Source organism: Pseudoalteromonas sp. AWH4_217 (assembly GCF_056161105.1).
In genome coordinates, this window is the sequence record NZ_JBSWYM010000002.1 from 173,366 (window position 1) to 191,219 (window position 17,854).

The following is a 17,854-nucleotide window of genomic DNA, read 5'->3' on the forward strand; positions in this document are numbered from 1 at the left end:
CAGCAAAGCGCTGAGCCAGCGCCTCGATAAGAAGGCGCCTACGCTGTGTTGAAACAAATTAGGAACTGATTATGGAACATAATATTAATAAGCATATCTCTGGCCGCTTTAACGAAGAGCTGGAAAACGTTCGCAACCATGTGTTGAGTATGGGCGGACTGGTTGAACAACAGTTAAACCTGGCGTTGGATGCGGTGAGTCACTGTGATGAAAGCAAGGCCCGCAAAGTCAGCGAGAACGACTATCAGGTTAATGCTATGGAAGTGAGCATTGACGAAGAATGTACCCGCATTATTGCTAAGCGTCAGCCGGCGGCCAGTGACTTACGATTGGTTGTGGCCATTGCCAAAACCATTGCCGATCTGGAACGTATCGGTGATGAAGCGGAACGCATTGCCAAAGTGGCGCTGGATTCTTTCACCAAAGACCAACAAGACTTACTGGTCAATGTTGAAAATATGGGTCGTCTGGTTTCTCAGATGCTACATGATGTGCTGGATGCATTTGCCCGTATGGATGCCCAGCGGGCATTTGAAGTCCACAAAGAAGATGCCAAAGTTGACCGTGAATATGAAGCGCTGACGCGTCAGATCATGACCTATATGATGGAAGACCCACGTTCTATTCCTAAAATTATGGACCTGATCTGGTCGGTACGCTCACTGGAGCGCATCGGTGACCGCTGCCAGAATATTGCAGAATATGTGATTTATTTCGTAAATGGTAAAGATATTCGCCATACTTCTCAGGAAGATATCGAAAAATCACTGTAGTACTCAAAGAAAAAGTACCAATAGTAGACACGAAAGGTTTTTTTATTTATAACTGTTTGTGAGCAAAAAGCGATCAATAGAAGGAATGAACTATGAAACTAGCTCTGAACAAAAAAAATATTAAACAACTGACGAAAGACAGCAAAGCACTAAACAACGAAATGACGCCTCAAGTAGCGGGAGGAGGTAAGACTATTTACCCTTCAATCCCACCGCAAACAGAGTTTTCTTGTTATGATGATTGTTTTGTTAAGCTCTAAATCAAGTGTGAAGCGAGTGTGATGCTCGCTTCGTTCGAATCGGCTCTGAGCAGACTTACCTAACATGCCGCAAAACTACTCAATCATTATTGCTTTTATCTGATTATTTTTTCTATGTTTATCGAGGGGTTAAGCAAACAAACGGCAGTGATATTATCTTGATAGTCATTATGCTTGCTAAACATGCTTGTGCCGTTAATCAGAACTTCACACGAAAAAGCGTTCACAATCTGGCTTAATGCTGTAAAATTGCGCCCTGCACATGCATATTAATATGATTTAAGGGTCAGTTATGCCTAGTAATGCATTTTTAGGAGTATTCGCAAAGTCTCCTATTAAGCCAATTGAAGAGCACATTAAGATCGTCCATCAAGCCAGTGAAACCTTGATCCCGTTCTTTAACCATGCCTTCAAAGGGGAGTGGACCGAGGCCGATGCGCTTCGAGTGCAGATCCGTAACCTGGAAAGAGAAGCAGATACATTAAAGCGTGAAGTGCGCCTGCACTTGCCACGTGGTCTGTTTATGCCGGTAGAACGTACCGACTTACTGGAACTCATTACCCACCAAGACAAGATCGCCAATAAAGCCAAAGACATCGCGGGACGCGTGATTGGTCGTGAACTGGAGATCCCTGAATCAATTCAAACCGACTTTTTGGCGTATTTGACACGCTGTGTTGATGCGACCAAACAAGCCTCAGAAGCCATTAACGAATTCGATGAACTACTGGAAACCGGTTTCCGTGGTCGCGAAGTTGCACTGGTCGAAAAAATGCTCGTTGAACTGGATGCCATCGAGGAAGATACCGATGAGATGCAGATCCGTATTCGTAAAGGTTTACGCAACATTGAAAGTGAACTTAACCCGATTGATGTGATGTTCTTATACAAGATCATTGAGTGGGTCGGCGAGTTGGCTGACATTGCTGAGCGCGTAGGTTCACGACTGGAGCTGATGCTGGCGCGCTAAGCGTACACCATCTGCCTTCACACAATTAGTTAAGAATTAAAGGTTTTACAATGGATATCATTGCATCCTATGGCACGCTATTGATTATAATTGCGGCCGCAGTTGGTTTCTTTATGGCCTATGGCATTGGCGCGAACGACGTAGCCAATGCGATGGGTACATCGGTTGGCTCTAAAGCGCTGACCATCAAACAGGCGATCATCATCGCGATGATTTTTGAATTTGCCGGTGCTTATCTCGCCGGTGGTGAGGTAACGTCAACGATCCGTAAAGGGATCATTGATGCCACGCCATTTATGGACATTCCTGAACTCATGGTACTGGGGATGATCTCGGCGCTATTCGCCGCAGGTACCTGGTTGTTGTTAGCGTCTATGCTTGGCTGGCCTGTGTCTACTACGCACTCTATCATTGGTGCCATCATAGGCTTTGCTTTGGTTGCTGTGGGCAGCGAAGCTATCCAGTGGGGTAAAGTTGCTGGTATCGTCGGTAGCTGGATTGTGACCCCCGCGATTTCAGGCTTTATTGCCTACCTTATCTTTATGAGTGCGCAAAAGCTGATCTTTGACACTGATAAGCCATTAGAAAATGCCAAGCGGTTCGTGCCTGTATATATGGGTCTGGCAGGTTTTGTGATGTCTTTGGTTACTATCAAAAAAGGCCTGAAGCACATTGGTGTTAACCTGGGAACTTTTGAAGGGTATGCACTGGCCATCGGTATTGCTGTACTGGTGGGTTTGATTGGTAAAATGGCCATTAACCGCCTGAAAATAGACCCGAATGCGGACAAGCAAATGCACTTTAATAATGTTGAAAAAGTGTTTGCTATTTTGATGGTACTGACAGCTTGTTGTATGGCGTTCGCGCATGGCTCGAATGATGTTGCTAACGCGATTGGCCCTCTGGCTGCGGTTGTAAACATCGTTGAGCACAATGGTGAAATCGCCAAGAAAGCAGCGTTGGCGTGGTGGATCCTGCCTCTGGGTGGGTTAGGTATCGTCGTAGGTCTGGCTGTTTTGGGTAAGAAAGTAATCAAGACTATCGGTGAAGGCATTACCCACCTGACGCCAAGCCGCGGTTTTGCCGCAGAGCTTGCAGCCGCTTCAACGGTTGTTATTGCATCAGGTACAGGTCTGCCAATCTCAACCACACAAACCTTGGTTGGTGCAGTTTTAGGTGTGGGTATGGCACGCGGTATTGCTGCACTGAACATGGGCGTGATCAGAAACATTGTGGTTTCGTGGGTAATCACATTGCCAGTTGGCGCTGCCCTTGCTATTGTTATATTCTACATTCTGAGAAGCGCGTTCGGCGTTTAACAGAAAGGACAGACTTTTAGCTTGAAAAGATCTCAATGCCTTTGGTGTTGGGGTCTTTTTATTTGTGGGTATAAAAAGTGAATAACTTACCAAGCATTAAACAGTTACAGTATTTAATTGCAGTGCATCAGCACCAGCATTTTGGCCGCGCTGCGGAAGCTTGTTTTATTGGCCAGTCAACACTGAGCAGTGCCATTCAGAACCTCGAAGAAACGCTGGGATGCCAACTGATAGAGCGTGAAAACCGCAGTTTAATGTTCACTGATGTGGGCGAAGAAGTGGTGGAGCGCGCCAAACGCATTATTGGCGATACCATTAGCGTGGTAGAGCTGACCAAGAGCTTTAAGCATCCATTGTCGGGCAAACTGGTGCTGGGGATCATTCCCACCATTGCCAGCTTTATTGCGGCGCCTTTATACCGCTTTTGCAAAGACGCTTTTCCTGAGCTTCAGCTGGTACTGGTGGAGGACACCAGTGATCGTTTGCTCGATAAACTGGAGCAGGGCCACATAGATATGGGTATGCTGGCGTTGCCTTACAGAACTGAAAAGTTTCACACTCAGGTAATTGCCCGGGATCATTTTTCATTGGTCCGTCATCAGGAATATCAGGTGCCCGAGCAGCTGGATGATTTCAATGTCTTGCCTGAGCAAAGTGTATTTTTGCTGGAGCGGGAACACTGCATGACAGATCATGCGCTCAGTGCCTGTCACCTTAACCGCAGTGCCTGTATCAACCCCTTTGAAGCCGCTAACCTGCATACCTTACTGAGTATGGTGGAATACCAAAATGGCGTGACCTTTTTACCCCAGATGGCACTTAATGCCGGCATCCTGGAAGGCAAGCCTATGGTCGCCACTGCACCGCAGCCCGATGCTTACCGTGAGATAGGTCTGTTATGGCGCAAAACCACAGGGCGGATCAGAGACTTCCGTTTATTTAGTGATAAAGCCGGTGAGTTTGTTGCGCAGCACTGTAACGACAACAAAGGTGTTACACAATAAAACCATAAAGGGCGGAAGCCCTTTATGTTGGCGTGTTAGAGCACTTTAACTAACTCAATCTGGCTTAAGATTCTAGTGACCCCAGCTGGCGGCCTGATTTCAGATCGGGTAAAAACAGCAGGTAAACCCACACCACCAGGTTAAAGTAAGGCACTAAGCCGAGTAAGGTAAAAAACAGTTTTGGGTAGCCTTTGTGGCTTGCGCTTCGGTAACATTGTACGGCGATAACAACGTATATGAGCAACAATATAATAGACAGCTGTACCATTGCAATTCCTCCATTTCCATAGCCAGACGTGTCCAAATCCGTTGAATGTCTTGTAAATACCTGTGTTTCATGTATTTAAAGTGACACGTCAAAATGTACGCTTAATTATAGATGAGAATTACCCAACAGGCAGCTTATTTTTAGTCGAATTTTGTACAAAAATACTAGCAGGCTGTTTTCTCAGACAAAATAGTTTTCAGTACGGCACTGAGTTGTTCAACGGGGAGTGGGCGTGAAATATAGTAGCCCTGACCGTAATCAATCCCTATCTCTTTGAGTGCGTCAAATATCTCTTTGCTCTCCACATACTCAGCCACAGAGCGCTTATCCAGTGAGTGACTGATATCATTTACTGCTTTCACCAGAGCCAGATCGATTGGGTCGTTAAGCATGTCACGCACAAATGAGCCATCGATTTTAACGTGTTGAGCTGGCAGTTGTTTTAAGTAGCTAAAGGTACTGAATCCGGTGCCAAAGTCATCGATAGAGAAATGACAGCCGAGTTCGTTGAGCTTGGCAATCATGGCCTGAGTCGCGCTGAGATTATTGATACTGGCTGATTCTGTGATCTCAAAAATAATGGCACTGGCTGCCACCTGGAACTCCGCCAGACATGACTGAATATGAGGTAGTAAGCGCTCATCAAGGAAGGATTGCGCCGACAGATTGACTGAGACCTGATGTAGTTCCGGGTGGCAGGCAATGGCACGAATACATTCCCGGATCACACATTGATCCATCAGGTAGGTGTCGTTTAGCAACTCCAGTGCGGGAATAAATTGATTGGGGTACACCAGATTTCCGTCAATTTGCAGTCGTAATAAAGCTTCGAAATAGGCAACCTGATTGCGCTTAAAATCCCAGATAGGCTGATAATGCAGCTCAATATGATTATTCTGTAACGCCTGACGGACATTGTGTCCCCATTCTAATCCTGTTTGTAAAGTACTGTTCTGCGCATCTTCTTTGCTGTAACAGTGGACCAGGTTGCGGCCTAGGTTTTTGGCAATATACAGCGCAATGTCGGCCTGTTTGAGGCATTCGCTCGGGTCGCTGTTTTGTTGTGTCACCTGTGTTAATCCAATGGAGCAGCTGATGGTATAGCTCGCTTCCTCGGAATGGAACTGATGATGTTCAATGGCACTGCAGACACTTTCGGCCAACATATGGGCATCCAGCAGCGGAGTATGTTTTAGCAAAATCGCAAACTCATCTCCACCGATGCGGAAAATAAGGTGCTCGTCGGCGATGTGCTCACCAAATAGCTGGGCCACTTCTTTGAGGACAATGTCACCCTGCTGGTGACCTTTACTGTCATTGATGATTTTAAAGTGGTCCAGATCGATATAGATCAGCGCATGCTCAAGGTGCGCATCATGCTTTGCCTGTTCACAGAAGAGATTCAATTGCTGGTCAAAGTAGTAACGGTTATGCAGTCCTGTCAGGGTGTCATGCAGTGCAAGGTGGCGTAGCTGCAACTCGGCTTGCTTGCGTTCATGGATATTGTCTATGGTTGCCGTAATAGTGGCAGTGCTGGTGACATTCTTAATCAGCTGAAAGCGACACTCAACCCAGATAGGGCATTGGTTGCTTTGCATCACCTGCAGTTCAAGCAACGCTGATTGCTGCTCGCCTTGTTGTACTTTTGTCAGTACCGATGCCAGTTTGTCACGGTGTTCTGCCAGCACGTAATCGAACATACTGGTGTGCAAGCTGGCTTTTAATTTGTGGCCTACCAACTGTTCCCATGCCGGGTTTAAAAAGCGGATCACCCCGGCGGTGTCCAGCTCCATAACCACGGTATTGAGGTGTAGTAAAATGCGCTGGTGCGCCGAGAACAGGTCTTTGTAGCGCCGTTCGCTGCGGCTCAACTGCTCGACTTTTTCCGCAAACTCGGCATAGCTGACCATAAAGTCTTCACGACGCGCGGCATGGTCGCACACTTTACTCAACAGAGATAAATCATAGGGGGCACGCACAAAATCGGTGACGCCCAGTAACAAAAGCTGTTCAGCATAGTCTGCATCGCGATTGTCTATAATAGTCACAATAGCCTGGCTGGGCTTATGCTGAAGAATGTTCGCCACCAGCTCTTTACCTGCATCGCTGTGTGTTGCTGTCGCATCCAGCAGCACAATGGCAAACTCACTTTGCAAGAACTGTGACAGTGCCCCATTGGTGGTGGTGACGTGTGTGGTGGTGAAGTTCAGCGATAAATGCTGGCAAATCTCATCGGCACGGACCTGGTCTGGTTCGAGCAACAACAGGTTTAAGCGACTGCTTTTTTCTAAATGCGTCGACAGTACATTCGCCAATACCTGGGGCAATACATCCTGGCGTTCCAGAGGCAGCACGGCATCTATACTATAACTGCGCGCTGTGGTTTCCGCAATGCGTTCACAGTAGGTGGGCGGCGTCAGTACAATTGGCGTATTTTTGGGTGTTTTTAATAGCCCGGAGCGCACCATTCGCGAGAATCGCCAGCCATCAATCTTGCCAACATTAAGCCCGGTAATGATCAAATCAACAGCCTGGCGCTTTAATACACCCAACGCGGTTTGTGTGTCACTGTGCTCAACAATGTGAAACACATTCAGTGAAGACAAGGTTTTGACTATCAGCTGTCGCTCTTGTTGATCTGCATTGACCAGCAATAATGTGAGTTGCTTTGCCATGGTGTTACTGCCTTAAACCCATGAAATAAGTAAACAAGTTTATGCCCTTTTTAACGGTGAAGTGTCTCGCTGTAGTACCTTAGAGGATCCCAGGGCTGGGTCGTTCGCTGTGTGGCACGTTTTAGCTGCGAAATTTCGTACAATAGCGACTAGATTAAAGCTATTTTACTACACTGACAAGCGTTACATAGTTTTACCTCAGCACTTGATTTAGCGTAGGCGGATCACTAGACTTGGCGCCTATTTGCATTAATTTGAGGTCTTCTATGCGCGTTGCTGACTTTAGTTTTGAACTCCCTGATGAGCTGATCGCTCGCCACCCTAAAAAAGAACGCTCCAGCAGTCGTTTGTTAACGCTCGATGGCAACACGGGTGAATTACAGCATAAAGTGTTTAAGGATATTGTCGATCTGATCAATCCGGAAGATCTCATAATTTTCAATAATACCAAAGTGATCCCGGCGCGTATGTTTGGTCAAAAGGCCACCGGTGGTAAGCTGGAAGTATTGGTTGAACGGGTATTGGATGAGCACAGTGTGCTGGCTCATGTGCGTGCCAGTAAATCACCGAAAGAAGGCACCGAGATCCTGCTTGAAGGCAAAGCGACAGCCACTATGGTGGCCCGCCACGGTGAGCTGTTTGAACTTAAGTTTCATGGTGATTCATCGGTGTTGTCTGTTCTGGACGAAATCGGTCATATGCCTTTGCCCCCCTATATTGACCGCCCTGATGACGAGGAAGACAAAGAGCGCTATCAGACTGTGTATGGTGAAAAGCCAGGTGCCGTTGCTGCGCCCACAGCTGGCCTGCATTTTGATGACTTGCTTATGGCACAATTGAAAGATAAGGGCGTTGAGATGGCGTTTGTCACTTTACACGTCGGTGCGGGTACTTTTCAGCCTGTACGGGTAGATAATGTGAACGACCACCACATGCACTCAGAGTATATCGAAGTGCCTCAGGATGTGGTTGATGCCATTGCCGCTGCGCGTCAGCGCAAAGGTCGGGTTATTGCGATTGGTACAACGTCAGTACGCTCACTGGAGTCGGCTGCAAAAGCGCACCCGGAAGAATTGAAACCCTTTTATGGCGATACAGATATCTTTATCTATCCAGGTTATCAGTTCCAGTTGGTGGATGCCATGGTCACCAATTTCCACTTACCCGAGTCGACACTGATAATGCTAGTCAGCGCGTTCGCGGGCCAGTCGCATATTATGCATGCCTATGAGACAGCAATTGCCGAGCAATATCGCTTCTTTAGTTACGGTGATGCCATGTTCCTGACGAAACAGGACAATGCATAAGCCTCGTAAACCCAGCCAAACGGCTGGGTTTTTCTGTTTTAAACCGCGAATTCTGTGGCCTGGCGCTTTAAAGTGCTATTTTAGACCCAATATTAATGCCGTTATGGTAGAATCTGGCGGTTTTCAAAGTTGTCGGGTGTAGTGCCCGATCTGGAATAAGTTGGACTGTTTTTCCGACCAGAGGTAAGTATGAAATTTGAATTAGATTGTACACAGGGCAAAGCGCGCCGCGGCCGCCTGATCTTTGACCGGGGCGTTGTTGAAACGCCTGCATTTATGCCGGTAGGCACCTACGGCACTGTAAAAGGCATGACACCGGATGAGTTAAAAGACACCGGTGCGCATATTTGTCTGGGCAACACCTTTCACTTAATGTTACGTCCGGGTACAGAGATCATCAAACAGCACGGTGATCTGCATGATTTCATGAACTGGGATAAGCCCATTTTGACCGATTCAGGTGGTTTCCAGGTATTCAGCTTAGGTGCCATGCGTAAGATCAGCGAAGAAGGCGTGTTGTTCCAGTCACCGGTCAATGGTGAGCGGATCATGCTATCTCCTGAAAAAGCGATGGAAGTCCAGCGTGATCTGGGTTCCGACATTGTGATGATTTTTGACGAATGTACGCCATACCCGGCGACGGAAAAAGAAGCCCGTGATTCAATGGAGCTGTCTTTGCGCTGGGCAAAGCGTTCCAAAGAAGCCCATGGCGATAACCCGTCAGCATTGTTTGGTATCATCCAGGGCGGTATGTACCCTGAGCTGCGCGCCGAATCTCAGGCTGGACTGGAAGACATTGGTTTTGATGGCTATGCCCTGGGCGGCTTGTCTGTGGGTGAGCCAAAAGAAGACATGATCAATATCCTTGATCACTGTGCTTACAAGATGCCTGAGCATAAACCGCGCTATCTGATGGGCGTAGGTAAGCCGGAAGATCTGGTAGAAGCTGTTCGTCGTGGTATCGATATGTTCGATTGTGTGATGCCAACTCGAAATGCGCGAAATGGTCATTTGTTTATCACCGGTGGTGTGATCAAGATCCGCAACGCGGTGCATAAAACAGATACAGGTCCGTTGGATCCTGAGTGTGATTGCCATACTTGTAAAAATTACTCTCGTGCATACTTGCATCACTTGGACAAGTGTAACGAGATCCTGGGCGCACGTCTTAATACTATCCACAACCTGCGCTACTATCAGCGCCTGATGGAAGGCATGCGTGAAGCGATTGCGGCCGGTACATTTGATCAGTTCGTGGCTGACTTTTATGCCCGACGTGACAGGCCGGTTCCGCCATTGGCTGATACCGAATAACAGTTTGCAATAAAAATTAAATGAGGAAGAGCTATGAGCTTATTTATGTCTAGCGCGCATGCCAGCACGGCAGCCGCAGCACCCGCCGGTGGTGAGTGGAGCATGTTGATCATGCTGGGTATTTTCGGTCTGGTATTTTATTTCCTGATCTACCGCCCACAAGCGAAGCGTGTAAAAGAGCATAAAGATCTGATGGGTGCGCTGACCAAAGGTGACGAAGTACTGACTCAGGGTGGCCTGGTCGGCAAAATCACTAAGGTTGCAGAAGACAAAGATTTTATCGTTATTGCTCTGAATGATCAGGCTGAGGTAACGGTACAAAAATCAGCGGTTTCTGCTGTGCTACCAAAAGGCACAATGAAATCGCTATAAACCAGCAATAAGGATGATCCAGTGTTAAACAAGTATCCAATGTGGAAATATTTACTTGTGCTCGCTGTATTGGCCGTAGGTATTTTATACGCTACACCAAACCTGTATGGTCGTGATCCGGCCATACAGGTTTCTGGTACTAAAGGTACCAATGCCGATCTCAGTGTGCTTGACCAAGTAAATGAAACACTTAAAGACAATAACCTCACCGTAAAATCGAGTGCCCTGGAAGATGGTCAGGTGCTGATCCGTTTCACTAATGTGGAAGATCAGCTTAAAGCGCAGGATTTGCTGCGTAACACCCTCAGTGATGACTATATCTCTGCCATCAACATGTCACCGGCCCAACCTGACTGGCTGAAGAACCTTGGGGCTAACCCAATGAAGCTGGGTCTGGACTTGAGCGGGGGCGTCCACTTTACGATGGAAGTTGACATGGCTACGGCCATGGACAAAGCATTCGAACAGATGGAGCAGGACTACAAGAGCGATCTAAGAGAAGAAAAACTACGTTATCGCTCGATTCGTCGTGTTGCTAATAGTGACCGTATTCAGGTAGTTATGCGCTCTGAAGAAGACAGAGATGCGGCTGAGCGGTTCCTGAAAAAGCGTTACCCGGGTAACCTGTTTATCAACGACAGCAGCAATGGTCTGGCATTTTTCTCAACGCTGAGTGAGCTAAAGATTAAAGAGCTACGCGACTACGCCATCAAACAAAATGAGACCATCATTCGTAACCGGATCAACCAGCTGGGCGTGGCAGAGCCGAATGTACAGCGTCAGGGGGCAGAGCGCATTATTGTTCAGCTGCCGGGTGTGCAGGATACCGCGCGTGCGAAAGAGATCTTAGGGGCAACGGCAACACTGGAATTCCGCGAAGTGGATCAAAATGCCGATGCACGTGCCGCGGCGCAAGGTCGCGTACCACCGGGTTCAGAAGTCATTATGCACCAAGCCGGTTACCCGGTCGTGGTGAAAAAGCGTGTTGTTTTGGAAGGGTCACACATCACAGGTGCACAGTCTGGCCTGGATGAATATCAGCGTCCGAAAGTGAGCATCAATCTTGACTCTAAAGGTGGTGCGAAAATGAGTGCCTTTACCAAACGTGCGATTGGTAAGCCGATGGCAACGGTATTCATTGAATACAAGCCGTCAGGTAAAGTCGACAAAAATGGTAAAGCCCTGCCGCCTATCAAAGTGGAAGAGGTGATCAACGTGGCCACGATTCAGGCCCGTCTGAACAGCTCATTCCAGATCACCGGGATTAATACCCCGGCTGAAGCGCACAATCTGAGCTTGTTGCTGCGAGCTGGTGCGCTGGTTGCGCCTATTCAAATTGTTGAAGAACGTACAGTTGGTCCTAGCCTGGGCCAGGAAAACATCCAGGCTGGTATGACTGCGGTTGTGCTGGGCTTTGCGTTTGTACTGGCATTTATGTTGATGTACTACAAAGGCTTTGGTCTGGTTGCCAACATGGCGCTGGCTGCCAACCTGGTGATGATTGTGGGCGTTATGTCGATGATCCCGGGTGCAACGCTGACCTTACCGGGGATTGCCGGTATTGTACTGACAGTCGGTATGGCGGTTGATGCCAATGTACTGATCTTCGAGCGTATTCGTGAAGAACTCGCGGAAGGGCGCAGTCCTCAGCAGGCGGTTCATCATGGTTATGACAGTGCCTTCAGCACCATTTTCGACGCTAACATTACCACGTTGATCGCTGCCGTGATCCTATTCTCTGTAGGTACGGGTCCGATCGCGGGCTTCGCCGTGACGCTGGCCATTGGTATTTTAACGTCGATGTTTACAGCCATCGTCGGTACTCGTGCGGTGATCAATGCGGTCATCGGTGGCAAGCGTATTAATTCGCTTTCAATCTAGGAGACGAAGATGCAGTTATTAAGAATCAAAGACACTATCCGCTTTATGGCGGTACGCAAAGTGTCGATGGCGTTTTCTGCGCTACTGATCCTGGCGTCTATTTTCAGCCTGGCTTACAAAGGCATGAACATGGGTCTGGATTTTACCGGTGGTACTGCGGTTGAAGTGGGTTTTTCCCAACCTGCTGACTTACCAAAAGTACGTAGCACACTGGCTGAAAGTGGTTTCCCTGACGCGTCTGTGACCCTGTTTGGTTCAAGCCAGGACGTGTTGGTGCGCCTTGCCCCTCGTGATGACGTTAAAGCTGAGATCCTGGGTAACCAGCTGGTTGATGCGTTGAAGCAGGTCGACAGTAATGTCGAAATGCGCCGTATTGAGTTTGTTGGTCCAAGTGTGGGTGAAGACCTCAAAGAGCAGGGGGGTCTGGCAATGCTGACTGCCCTGCTGTGTATCCTTATCTACGTTGCGTTTCGCTTTGAGTGGCGTTTTGCCGTTGGTGCCGTCGCGGCTTTGTTCCACGACGTGATCCTGACTATGGGTCTATTCTCACTGTTGGGGTTAGAGTTTGACCTGACTATTCTGGCTGCGATCCTGGCCGTAATTGGTTACTCACTCAACGATACCATAGTTGTATCTGACCGGATCCGTGAGAACTTCCGTAAGGTACGTATCGACGATACGCTGGAGATCATTGATATCTCACTAACTCAGACACTGAACCGTACATTAGTGACGTCAATCACCACGATTCTGGTACTGATTGCACTGTTTGTCTGGGGCGGTCAGACTATCCATGGTTTTGCGACTGCACTGCTATTTGGTGTATTCATCGGTACTTACTCGTCGGTCTACGTGGCCAGCTCGGTAGCCGTTGCTATGGGTGTGAGCAAAGAGGACCTGATCCCGGTTGAGGTGGAAAAAGAAGGCGCCGACCTGGATGCCATGCCATAATCAACCAGCAATGTAATAGAAAGCCGCGATTGTATCGCGGCTTTTTTGTCATTTCGGAGGAAATACAATGCGTAAGGAATTAGCGACCGTGTTACTGGGCCTGACTTTGTTCGGCTGCTCAGAACCGTCAGAGCAGCGGGCCAAAGCCCAGACTGTCACATCAGTAAAACCTGATACAGAGATCGAAACCTATCAGTTACTTGCCAGCGAACTGCTTAAGGACCTTCGTATTCAAAGTGAGGCAGGATTGGTTCGTACCCATGCTGATAACCTGATACAGCAGGGGAGGCAGGTACTTGAGGCGTTTAACCTCGCATATCCGCAGTGTCAGTCTTACTTCAATGCTGTGCAGACAATCAGGGAGTCACTGAGCGGCATGTCTCTGGATGACCTGGAGCAAGGTTATCATGATGGCAATAAACTACCTAAGCTGCCCGACCCGGTTTGTTATCATGGCAAAGAACTGATGCTGCATCCTGCCAGAGTCTTAGTCATTGTGAAAGATGGCTTAGGTGACGACGAAGCCTATCTGGAAGCTGAGCTGGAAATGGTCGAAGCCATGGCACATGCTGAGCAGGTTAAACAGGCCATCAAGCGCTCTGAAGCAGCAGCTGAGGAACAGGCAATTGCAAATGATTCAACATCAAATTAGGTACAATTTTCTTTTTGACATATAACTGTCATGTAAAATTGATAATTTGCTCGATTATCAATCAAACCTCATCTTGGTCATCGAGCAGTGGACTCAACGCAGATCCTTTTGGATGAAATCATCGCAAACAAAGCCGTTTATACGGCATTCCAGCCAATCTATGACTTGGCAAAGGAGCAGGTGCTGGGCTTTGAAGCGCTGAGCAGAGGCAAGCGCGGCTCTGCGCTGGAGCAACCCGACAGCTTGTTTGCGGCAGCCAGTCGCTACGACCGACTATCTGAGCTGGAATTACTGTGCCGTCAAAGAGCGATCACGCAATTTGTGGCGCTGCAATTACCCGGTAAGCTGTTTCTCAATGTCAGCCCAAAGGCGTTACTGGATCCGCGCCATCCCAAAGGCGAAACTTTACACCTGGTTGAGCAGGCTGGGCTGGCTGCCAATCGCATTGTGATTGAAGTGACTGAACAGGATAAGGTGGATGACGGCTTCTTGCTGTTAAAAACCATTGCCCATTACCGCCAACTGGGGTTTACCATTGCCATCGATGACTTGGGTGCTGGTTACTCGGGGCTTAAGCAATGGTCAGAGCTATGCCCCGACTTCGTCAAAGTGGACCGCTACTTTATCGATTATTGCGATCAGAGTATTGTCAAACGTGAGTTTCTTAAGTCCATTATTGAACTTGCCAAAGCGACCAATACGGCGGTCATTGCTGAGGGCATCGAACGCATGGAAGAGCTCGCTTTGCTGGAGCAGTTGGGTATTGTCAATGCGCAGGGGTATCTGCTGGCCAAGCCCAGTGAACGCCCGGACCGTGAGATGATCAACTTGGCCCAGCATCGCCACAATGACAACAAAGACAATCCCTTTGAGCAGTCTATTGCCATTGGCTGGCTGGCAAAAGATGTGGCTGCCATTCACACTTGTACGCAATGCCTCGATGCTCACCGGCACTTTGAACGTGATAAACGGCTTATGAGTCTGACTGTGGTCAATGACGCCAGAGAGCCGGTGGGGCTGTTACACCGGGATCAGCTCACCGAAGTCTTTGCTGCGCCCTATGGTCATGCCTTGTTCGACAAAAAACCTGTGACAGAGCTGATGGACAAGCAGCCCCTGATCGTCGATGAGCAGGAACAACTCGATAGCGTCAGTCAGCTTATTACGGAACACGAGTTTGATATACGGCGGCATATTATCATCACCCGGGAAGGGCGTTACCTGGGACTGGCGCCACTTCGGGACATACTCAAGCACATCACAGACGAGAAAATTCGTCATGCACAACATGCTAACCCGCTCACCATGTTGCCGGGCAATGTTGCAATTAATGAGGCCATTGAGCAACGTCTGCGTGCTATGCACGGGTTTTCTCTGGCCTATATAGACCTAAATCACTTTAAGCAATTTAATGACCTGTATGGCTATGCCAGTGGCGACAGTGTGATCAAGCTGCTGGCAGAAGTGACGGTGGCCGTCTGTAAGCACAGCCATTGCTTTGTGGGCCACATAGGCGGCGATGACTTTATGGTGGTATTTGATGAGGATGATGCAGAAACCTTATGTCACGAGATAATTCAGCGTTTTGAAGCTCAGTCTAAGGCCTTTTTTACCCCAGAGCATGTGGCTGCTGGTGGTTACTGGGCCAGCAATCGGGAAGGGCAGAAGCAATTTGTTCCTTTGCTGACTTTATCAATTGGGCTGGTTTCACCGGATGTAGAATCTTGTAGTAACAGCCACCAGGTTGCTGCGCTGGCAACGGATGCAAAAAAAGAAGCCAAGAGATACCGCAATAGTTATTTGTTTGTTTGCAATCGCCGTAAACCGAGTGCCCCGGTGGTACGTTTAGACGCGGTCAGCAGCGTATGATGCCAATTTCACTTGAGTATTGTTGCAGTTAAGTGCGCTAAGGTGTAGTTTGAGAGTCAACAACGTTAGCGCCTGAGATGCCAAATTGCAGGACTAACACTTCAATGTGAGCTAGGTGGTGTATGGTAAAATGGTATGTTTATCTGATGCTATTCCTGCTTGGGGCTGTTGCCGAAGCTAAGCCAACCATATATGTTGCGAAAGAAATGCGGCCGCTCTATGACCGCGACTTGTTCCTCTATGAACTGCTCGACTTATCTTTAAAAGCTGCTGAATACCCGGTGGACATTCAACACGTCAAGGTCCATCCTCACCAGCAAAGAACGTTGTTGGCACTGAGCAAAGGGGAAGTCGATTTGCACTGGAGTATGTCCAGCCCGGCACGGGAAAAGCTGGCCATCGCGGTCAAATTTCCACTCTTTGATGGTTTGATAGGGAAACGGGCGTTGCTAGTTAATCGGGCACAGCTAGCGCGATTTCAAGCACTGAAAGACAAAACTGAGCTGGCGAAACTGGTGGCCGTGCAAGGTCATGACTGGCCAGACACTAAGATACTGGCGGCCAATGGTTTAAAAGTCAGGCCGATTGTAAATTATCAGGCTATGTTCGATTTAATTACGGCTCAGAAGGCTGACTATTTTCCTCGCTCAGTGATAGAAATTGACTCTGAGCTGGCGGCACAAGCCTCTGAAGATCTGATAAAGCTACCGCAGTTTTACTTGTCTTACCCGGCACATTTCTACTTTTTTGTGAACAAGCAAAAGCCTGAGCTGGCAGATAAACTGGCGCTGGGATTATCGCGCCTGAAAGAAAGTGGCCAGTATGAGCAGTTATTGGCGCACTATTTTGATCTGTCCTTTTTGAGCACAGCACGTCCTATTTATCTGGATAACCCATTTTTTTACAGCGATTGACGCGGTTGTGAGCCTTTTTAACAGCTAATAGCCGATAAATAAGTTCCACTTTTGTAAACTCATGATTTGGAGCCTAACACGGGGCAAATCTGTCGCATTTACTCAAAAATAACAGTAAATAGCCTGACGCTTGCAAAAATACATTTGCACAACTCTTTTTACCTGAACATCCACACTTATGAGATGAAAACAGGGGTCACTTTCTACTTGGGTTTTTAAAACTAGGCTGTCTGAAATCATAAGCATCTCTGTAAGTTAGAAATGCCAGAACCACTAAAATGCCACAGACTGCTGAGTAATTGAGATACCCGGTAATTTCGAACGCGTAGAAAAAAAATGTTATGTCATAACCTTTTGCATTCCTGAAGTAATTCTCTATTAAAGCGAAAAAGCTCATGGCGGCTGTTATGATACATAGCCAGGGTAATATGCTGTCTGCAAAGGTGTAGCGAATTTTATGCTTGGGAAATAGTTTTTTTGTTAACTCAACTCGATATGTTAGAGGCACTAGTATAAGCAGCTCTTTCGCCAAGTGCGCACCAAAAATAATACTGTTTTGTAATAACCTGTTGTCATCGGTGGAATCCAAGCTTATAAGCCCAGAAGTGAAAACGATATTTTCGTATAAAACGGGCATAATCGCTATGATAGCTAAAAAGCAAACGTTTATATCTTTTAATCTGTGACCTATCAAAAAAACTAGGCTCACCAAAGCTAAATACGCAAAGAAAAAGAAGAAAGTAGCGTCTTGGATAATAAATATTACTACTACCGTGACGACATACGGCAGTAGTAAATCTTTAAGTGCGAAACGTTTTTGCATTGTGATTAATCACGCTGACCTGTATAAGTTAACTCTGTTTTTGGCTGGGGGTTGTGTGTCTGACCGAGTAGAGGTTGAGAGCTCGCTCGGTCTGATAGGATGCATCAATCCTGAACCTGCGTTAACTTGAGAACATTGGCGAAGTTTTAAAGTCTTCATAGCTGATAATCCTTATTTCATTGTTGTAAGCCTAACCTAACTACCGCTTTACTTGGCTAGTCTGTGAAAATAGTTGGCACAACAGGTGACTACCAATCTTAATACTGGTCGTAAATACACTCAAACCCTTTTTCGGATTTTATACGTCCGCGATGTATTCCGACATCAAAATAGGTAGTACTACATTTAGGCACATGTGATAAAAGCTCACTCTGTACAGCCTGCATTAATAAATCTACCACCAAGCTCAAAAAAGTGAAATGAATTTTTTCATACTAATTTAATTAATTGTTAATCATTTGGTGGTTGAAAATATTTTTTCTTTATTATCTTGGTATTATCA

At 47.3% G+C, this 17,854-nt stretch carries 16 protein-coding genes; 13 read left to right on the forward strand and 3 right to left on the reverse strand.

Going from position 1 to position 17,854, the window contains the following annotated elements:
- Window positions 1-71 precede the first annotated feature (71 nt).
- The 5 genes from phoU to ACXAH1_RS02535 all read left to right on the forward strand — a co-directional run bounded on the left by phoU (window position 72) and on the right by ACXAH1_RS02535 (window position 4,326).
- The gene (gene phoU, locus ACXAH1_RS02515) at window positions 72-773 is read left to right on the forward strand and encodes a phosphate signaling complex protein PhoU (protein ID WP_054014387.1); all 702 of its coding nucleotides are present in this window, start codon (window positions 72-74) and stop codon (window positions 771-773) included.
- 92 nt (window positions 774-865) lie between these two features.
- Window positions 866-1,033 (forward strand): hypothetical protein, encoded by a 168-nt coding sequence (locus ACXAH1_RS02520; RefSeq protein WP_475193494.1) that lies wholly within the window; start codon window positions 866-868, stop codon window positions 1,031-1,033.
- A 292-nt stretch (window positions 1,034-1,325) separates the two neighbouring features.
- On the forward strand, window positions 1,326-2,003 hold the full coding sequence (locus ACXAH1_RS02525; RefSeq protein ID WP_054014388.1) for a TIGR00153 family protein: 678 nt from the start codon (window positions 1,326-1,328) through the stop codon (window positions 2,001-2,003).
- A gap of 50 nt (window positions 2,004-2,053) precedes the next feature.
- The gene (locus tag ACXAH1_RS02530; RefSeq protein WP_054014389.1) at window positions 2,054-3,322 is read left to right on the forward strand and encodes an inorganic phosphate transporter; all 1,269 of its coding nucleotides are present in this window, start codon (window positions 2,054-2,056) and stop codon (window positions 3,320-3,322) included.
- A 77-nt stretch (window positions 3,323-3,399) separates the two neighbouring features.
- The gene (locus ACXAH1_RS02535) at window positions 3,400-4,326 is read left to right on the forward strand and encodes a hydrogen peroxide-inducible genes activator (protein ID WP_475193496.1); all 927 of its coding nucleotides are present in this window, start codon (window positions 3,400-3,402) and stop codon (window positions 4,324-4,326) included.
- A 64-nt stretch (window positions 4,327-4,390) separates the two neighbouring features.
- On the opposite strand, the gene ACXAH1_RS02540 is transcribed toward ACXAH1_RS02535, so the two are convergent.
- Window positions 4,391-4,594, reverse strand: coding sequence for a hypothetical protein (locus ACXAH1_RS02540; protein ID WP_125716738.1), 204 nt, complete (start codon window positions 4,592-4,594; stop codon window positions 4,391-4,393).
- 164 nt (window positions 4,595-4,758) lie between these two features.
- Window positions 4,759-7,269, reverse strand: coding sequence for a GGDEF/EAL domain-containing response regulator (locus ACXAH1_RS02545; RefSeq protein ID WP_475193499.1), 2,511 nt, complete (start codon window positions 7,267-7,269; stop codon window positions 4,759-4,761).
- A 266-nt stretch (window positions 7,270-7,535) separates the two neighbouring features.
- Here ACXAH1_RS02545 and queA point away from each other — a divergent pair, with 266 nt between their 5' ends.
- From queA to ACXAH1_RS02585, 8 genes are all read left to right on the forward strand, one after another.
- Complete coding sequence (gene queA / locus ACXAH1_RS02550) at window positions 7,536-8,576, forward strand: tRNA preQ1(34) S-adenosylmethionine ribosyltransferase-isomerase QueA (RefSeq protein WP_475193501.1); 1,041 nt, start codon at window positions 7,536-7,538, stop codon at window positions 8,574-8,576.
- 189 nt (window positions 8,577-8,765) lie between these two features.
- Window positions 8,766-9,890 carry a tRNA guanosine(34) transglycosylase Tgt gene (gene tgt, locus ACXAH1_RS02555; protein ID WP_475193504.1) on the forward strand — a complete coding sequence of 375 codons (1,125 nt, stop codon included), beginning with the start codon at window positions 8,766-8,768 and terminating at the stop codon, window positions 9,888-9,890.
- A gap of 33 nt (window positions 9,891-9,923) precedes the next feature.
- Window positions 9,924-10,262 (forward strand): preprotein translocase subunit YajC, encoded by a 339-nt coding sequence (gene yajC / locus ACXAH1_RS02560; RefSeq protein ID WP_054014394.1) that lies wholly within the window; start codon window positions 9,924-9,926, stop codon window positions 10,260-10,262.
- 21 nt (window positions 10,263-10,283) lie between these two features.
- Window positions 10,284-12,143, forward strand: coding sequence for a protein translocase subunit SecD (gene secD, locus ACXAH1_RS02565; protein WP_253048199.1), 1,860 nt, complete (start codon window positions 10,284-10,286; stop codon window positions 12,141-12,143).
- A 9-nt stretch (window positions 12,144-12,152) separates the two neighbouring features.
- Window positions 12,153-13,094 carry a protein translocase subunit SecF gene (secF, locus tag ACXAH1_RS02570; RefSeq protein WP_253048201.1) on the forward strand — a complete coding sequence of 314 codons (942 nt, stop codon included), beginning with the start codon at window positions 12,153-12,155 and terminating at the stop codon, window positions 13,092-13,094.
- Between the two features lie 67 nt (window positions 13,095-13,161).
- Entirely contained in the window at window positions 13,162-13,746 is a 585-nt protein-coding gene (locus ACXAH1_RS02575; protein WP_475193506.1) for a hypothetical protein, read from the forward strand.
- Between the two features lie 87 nt (window positions 13,747-13,833).
- The gene (locus tag ACXAH1_RS02580) at window positions 13,834-15,615 is read left to right on the forward strand and encodes a bifunctional diguanylate cyclase/phosphodiesterase (RefSeq protein ID WP_138549848.1); all 1,782 of its coding nucleotides are present in this window, start codon (window positions 13,834-13,836) and stop codon (window positions 15,613-15,615) included.
- 122 nt (window positions 15,616-15,737) lie between these two features.
- On the forward strand, window positions 15,738-16,529 hold the full coding sequence (locus ACXAH1_RS02585; RefSeq protein ID WP_475193507.1) for a substrate-binding periplasmic protein: 792 nt from the start codon (window positions 15,738-15,740) through the stop codon (window positions 16,527-16,529).
- Between the two features lie 196 nt (window positions 16,530-16,725).
- On the opposite strand, the gene ACXAH1_RS02590 is transcribed toward ACXAH1_RS02585, so the two are convergent.
- Complete coding sequence (locus ACXAH1_RS02590; RefSeq protein ID WP_475193509.1) at window positions 16,726-17,352, reverse strand: hypothetical protein; 627 nt, start codon at window positions 17,350-17,352, stop codon at window positions 16,726-16,728.
- Window positions 17,353-17,854: the final 502 nt, after the last annotated feature.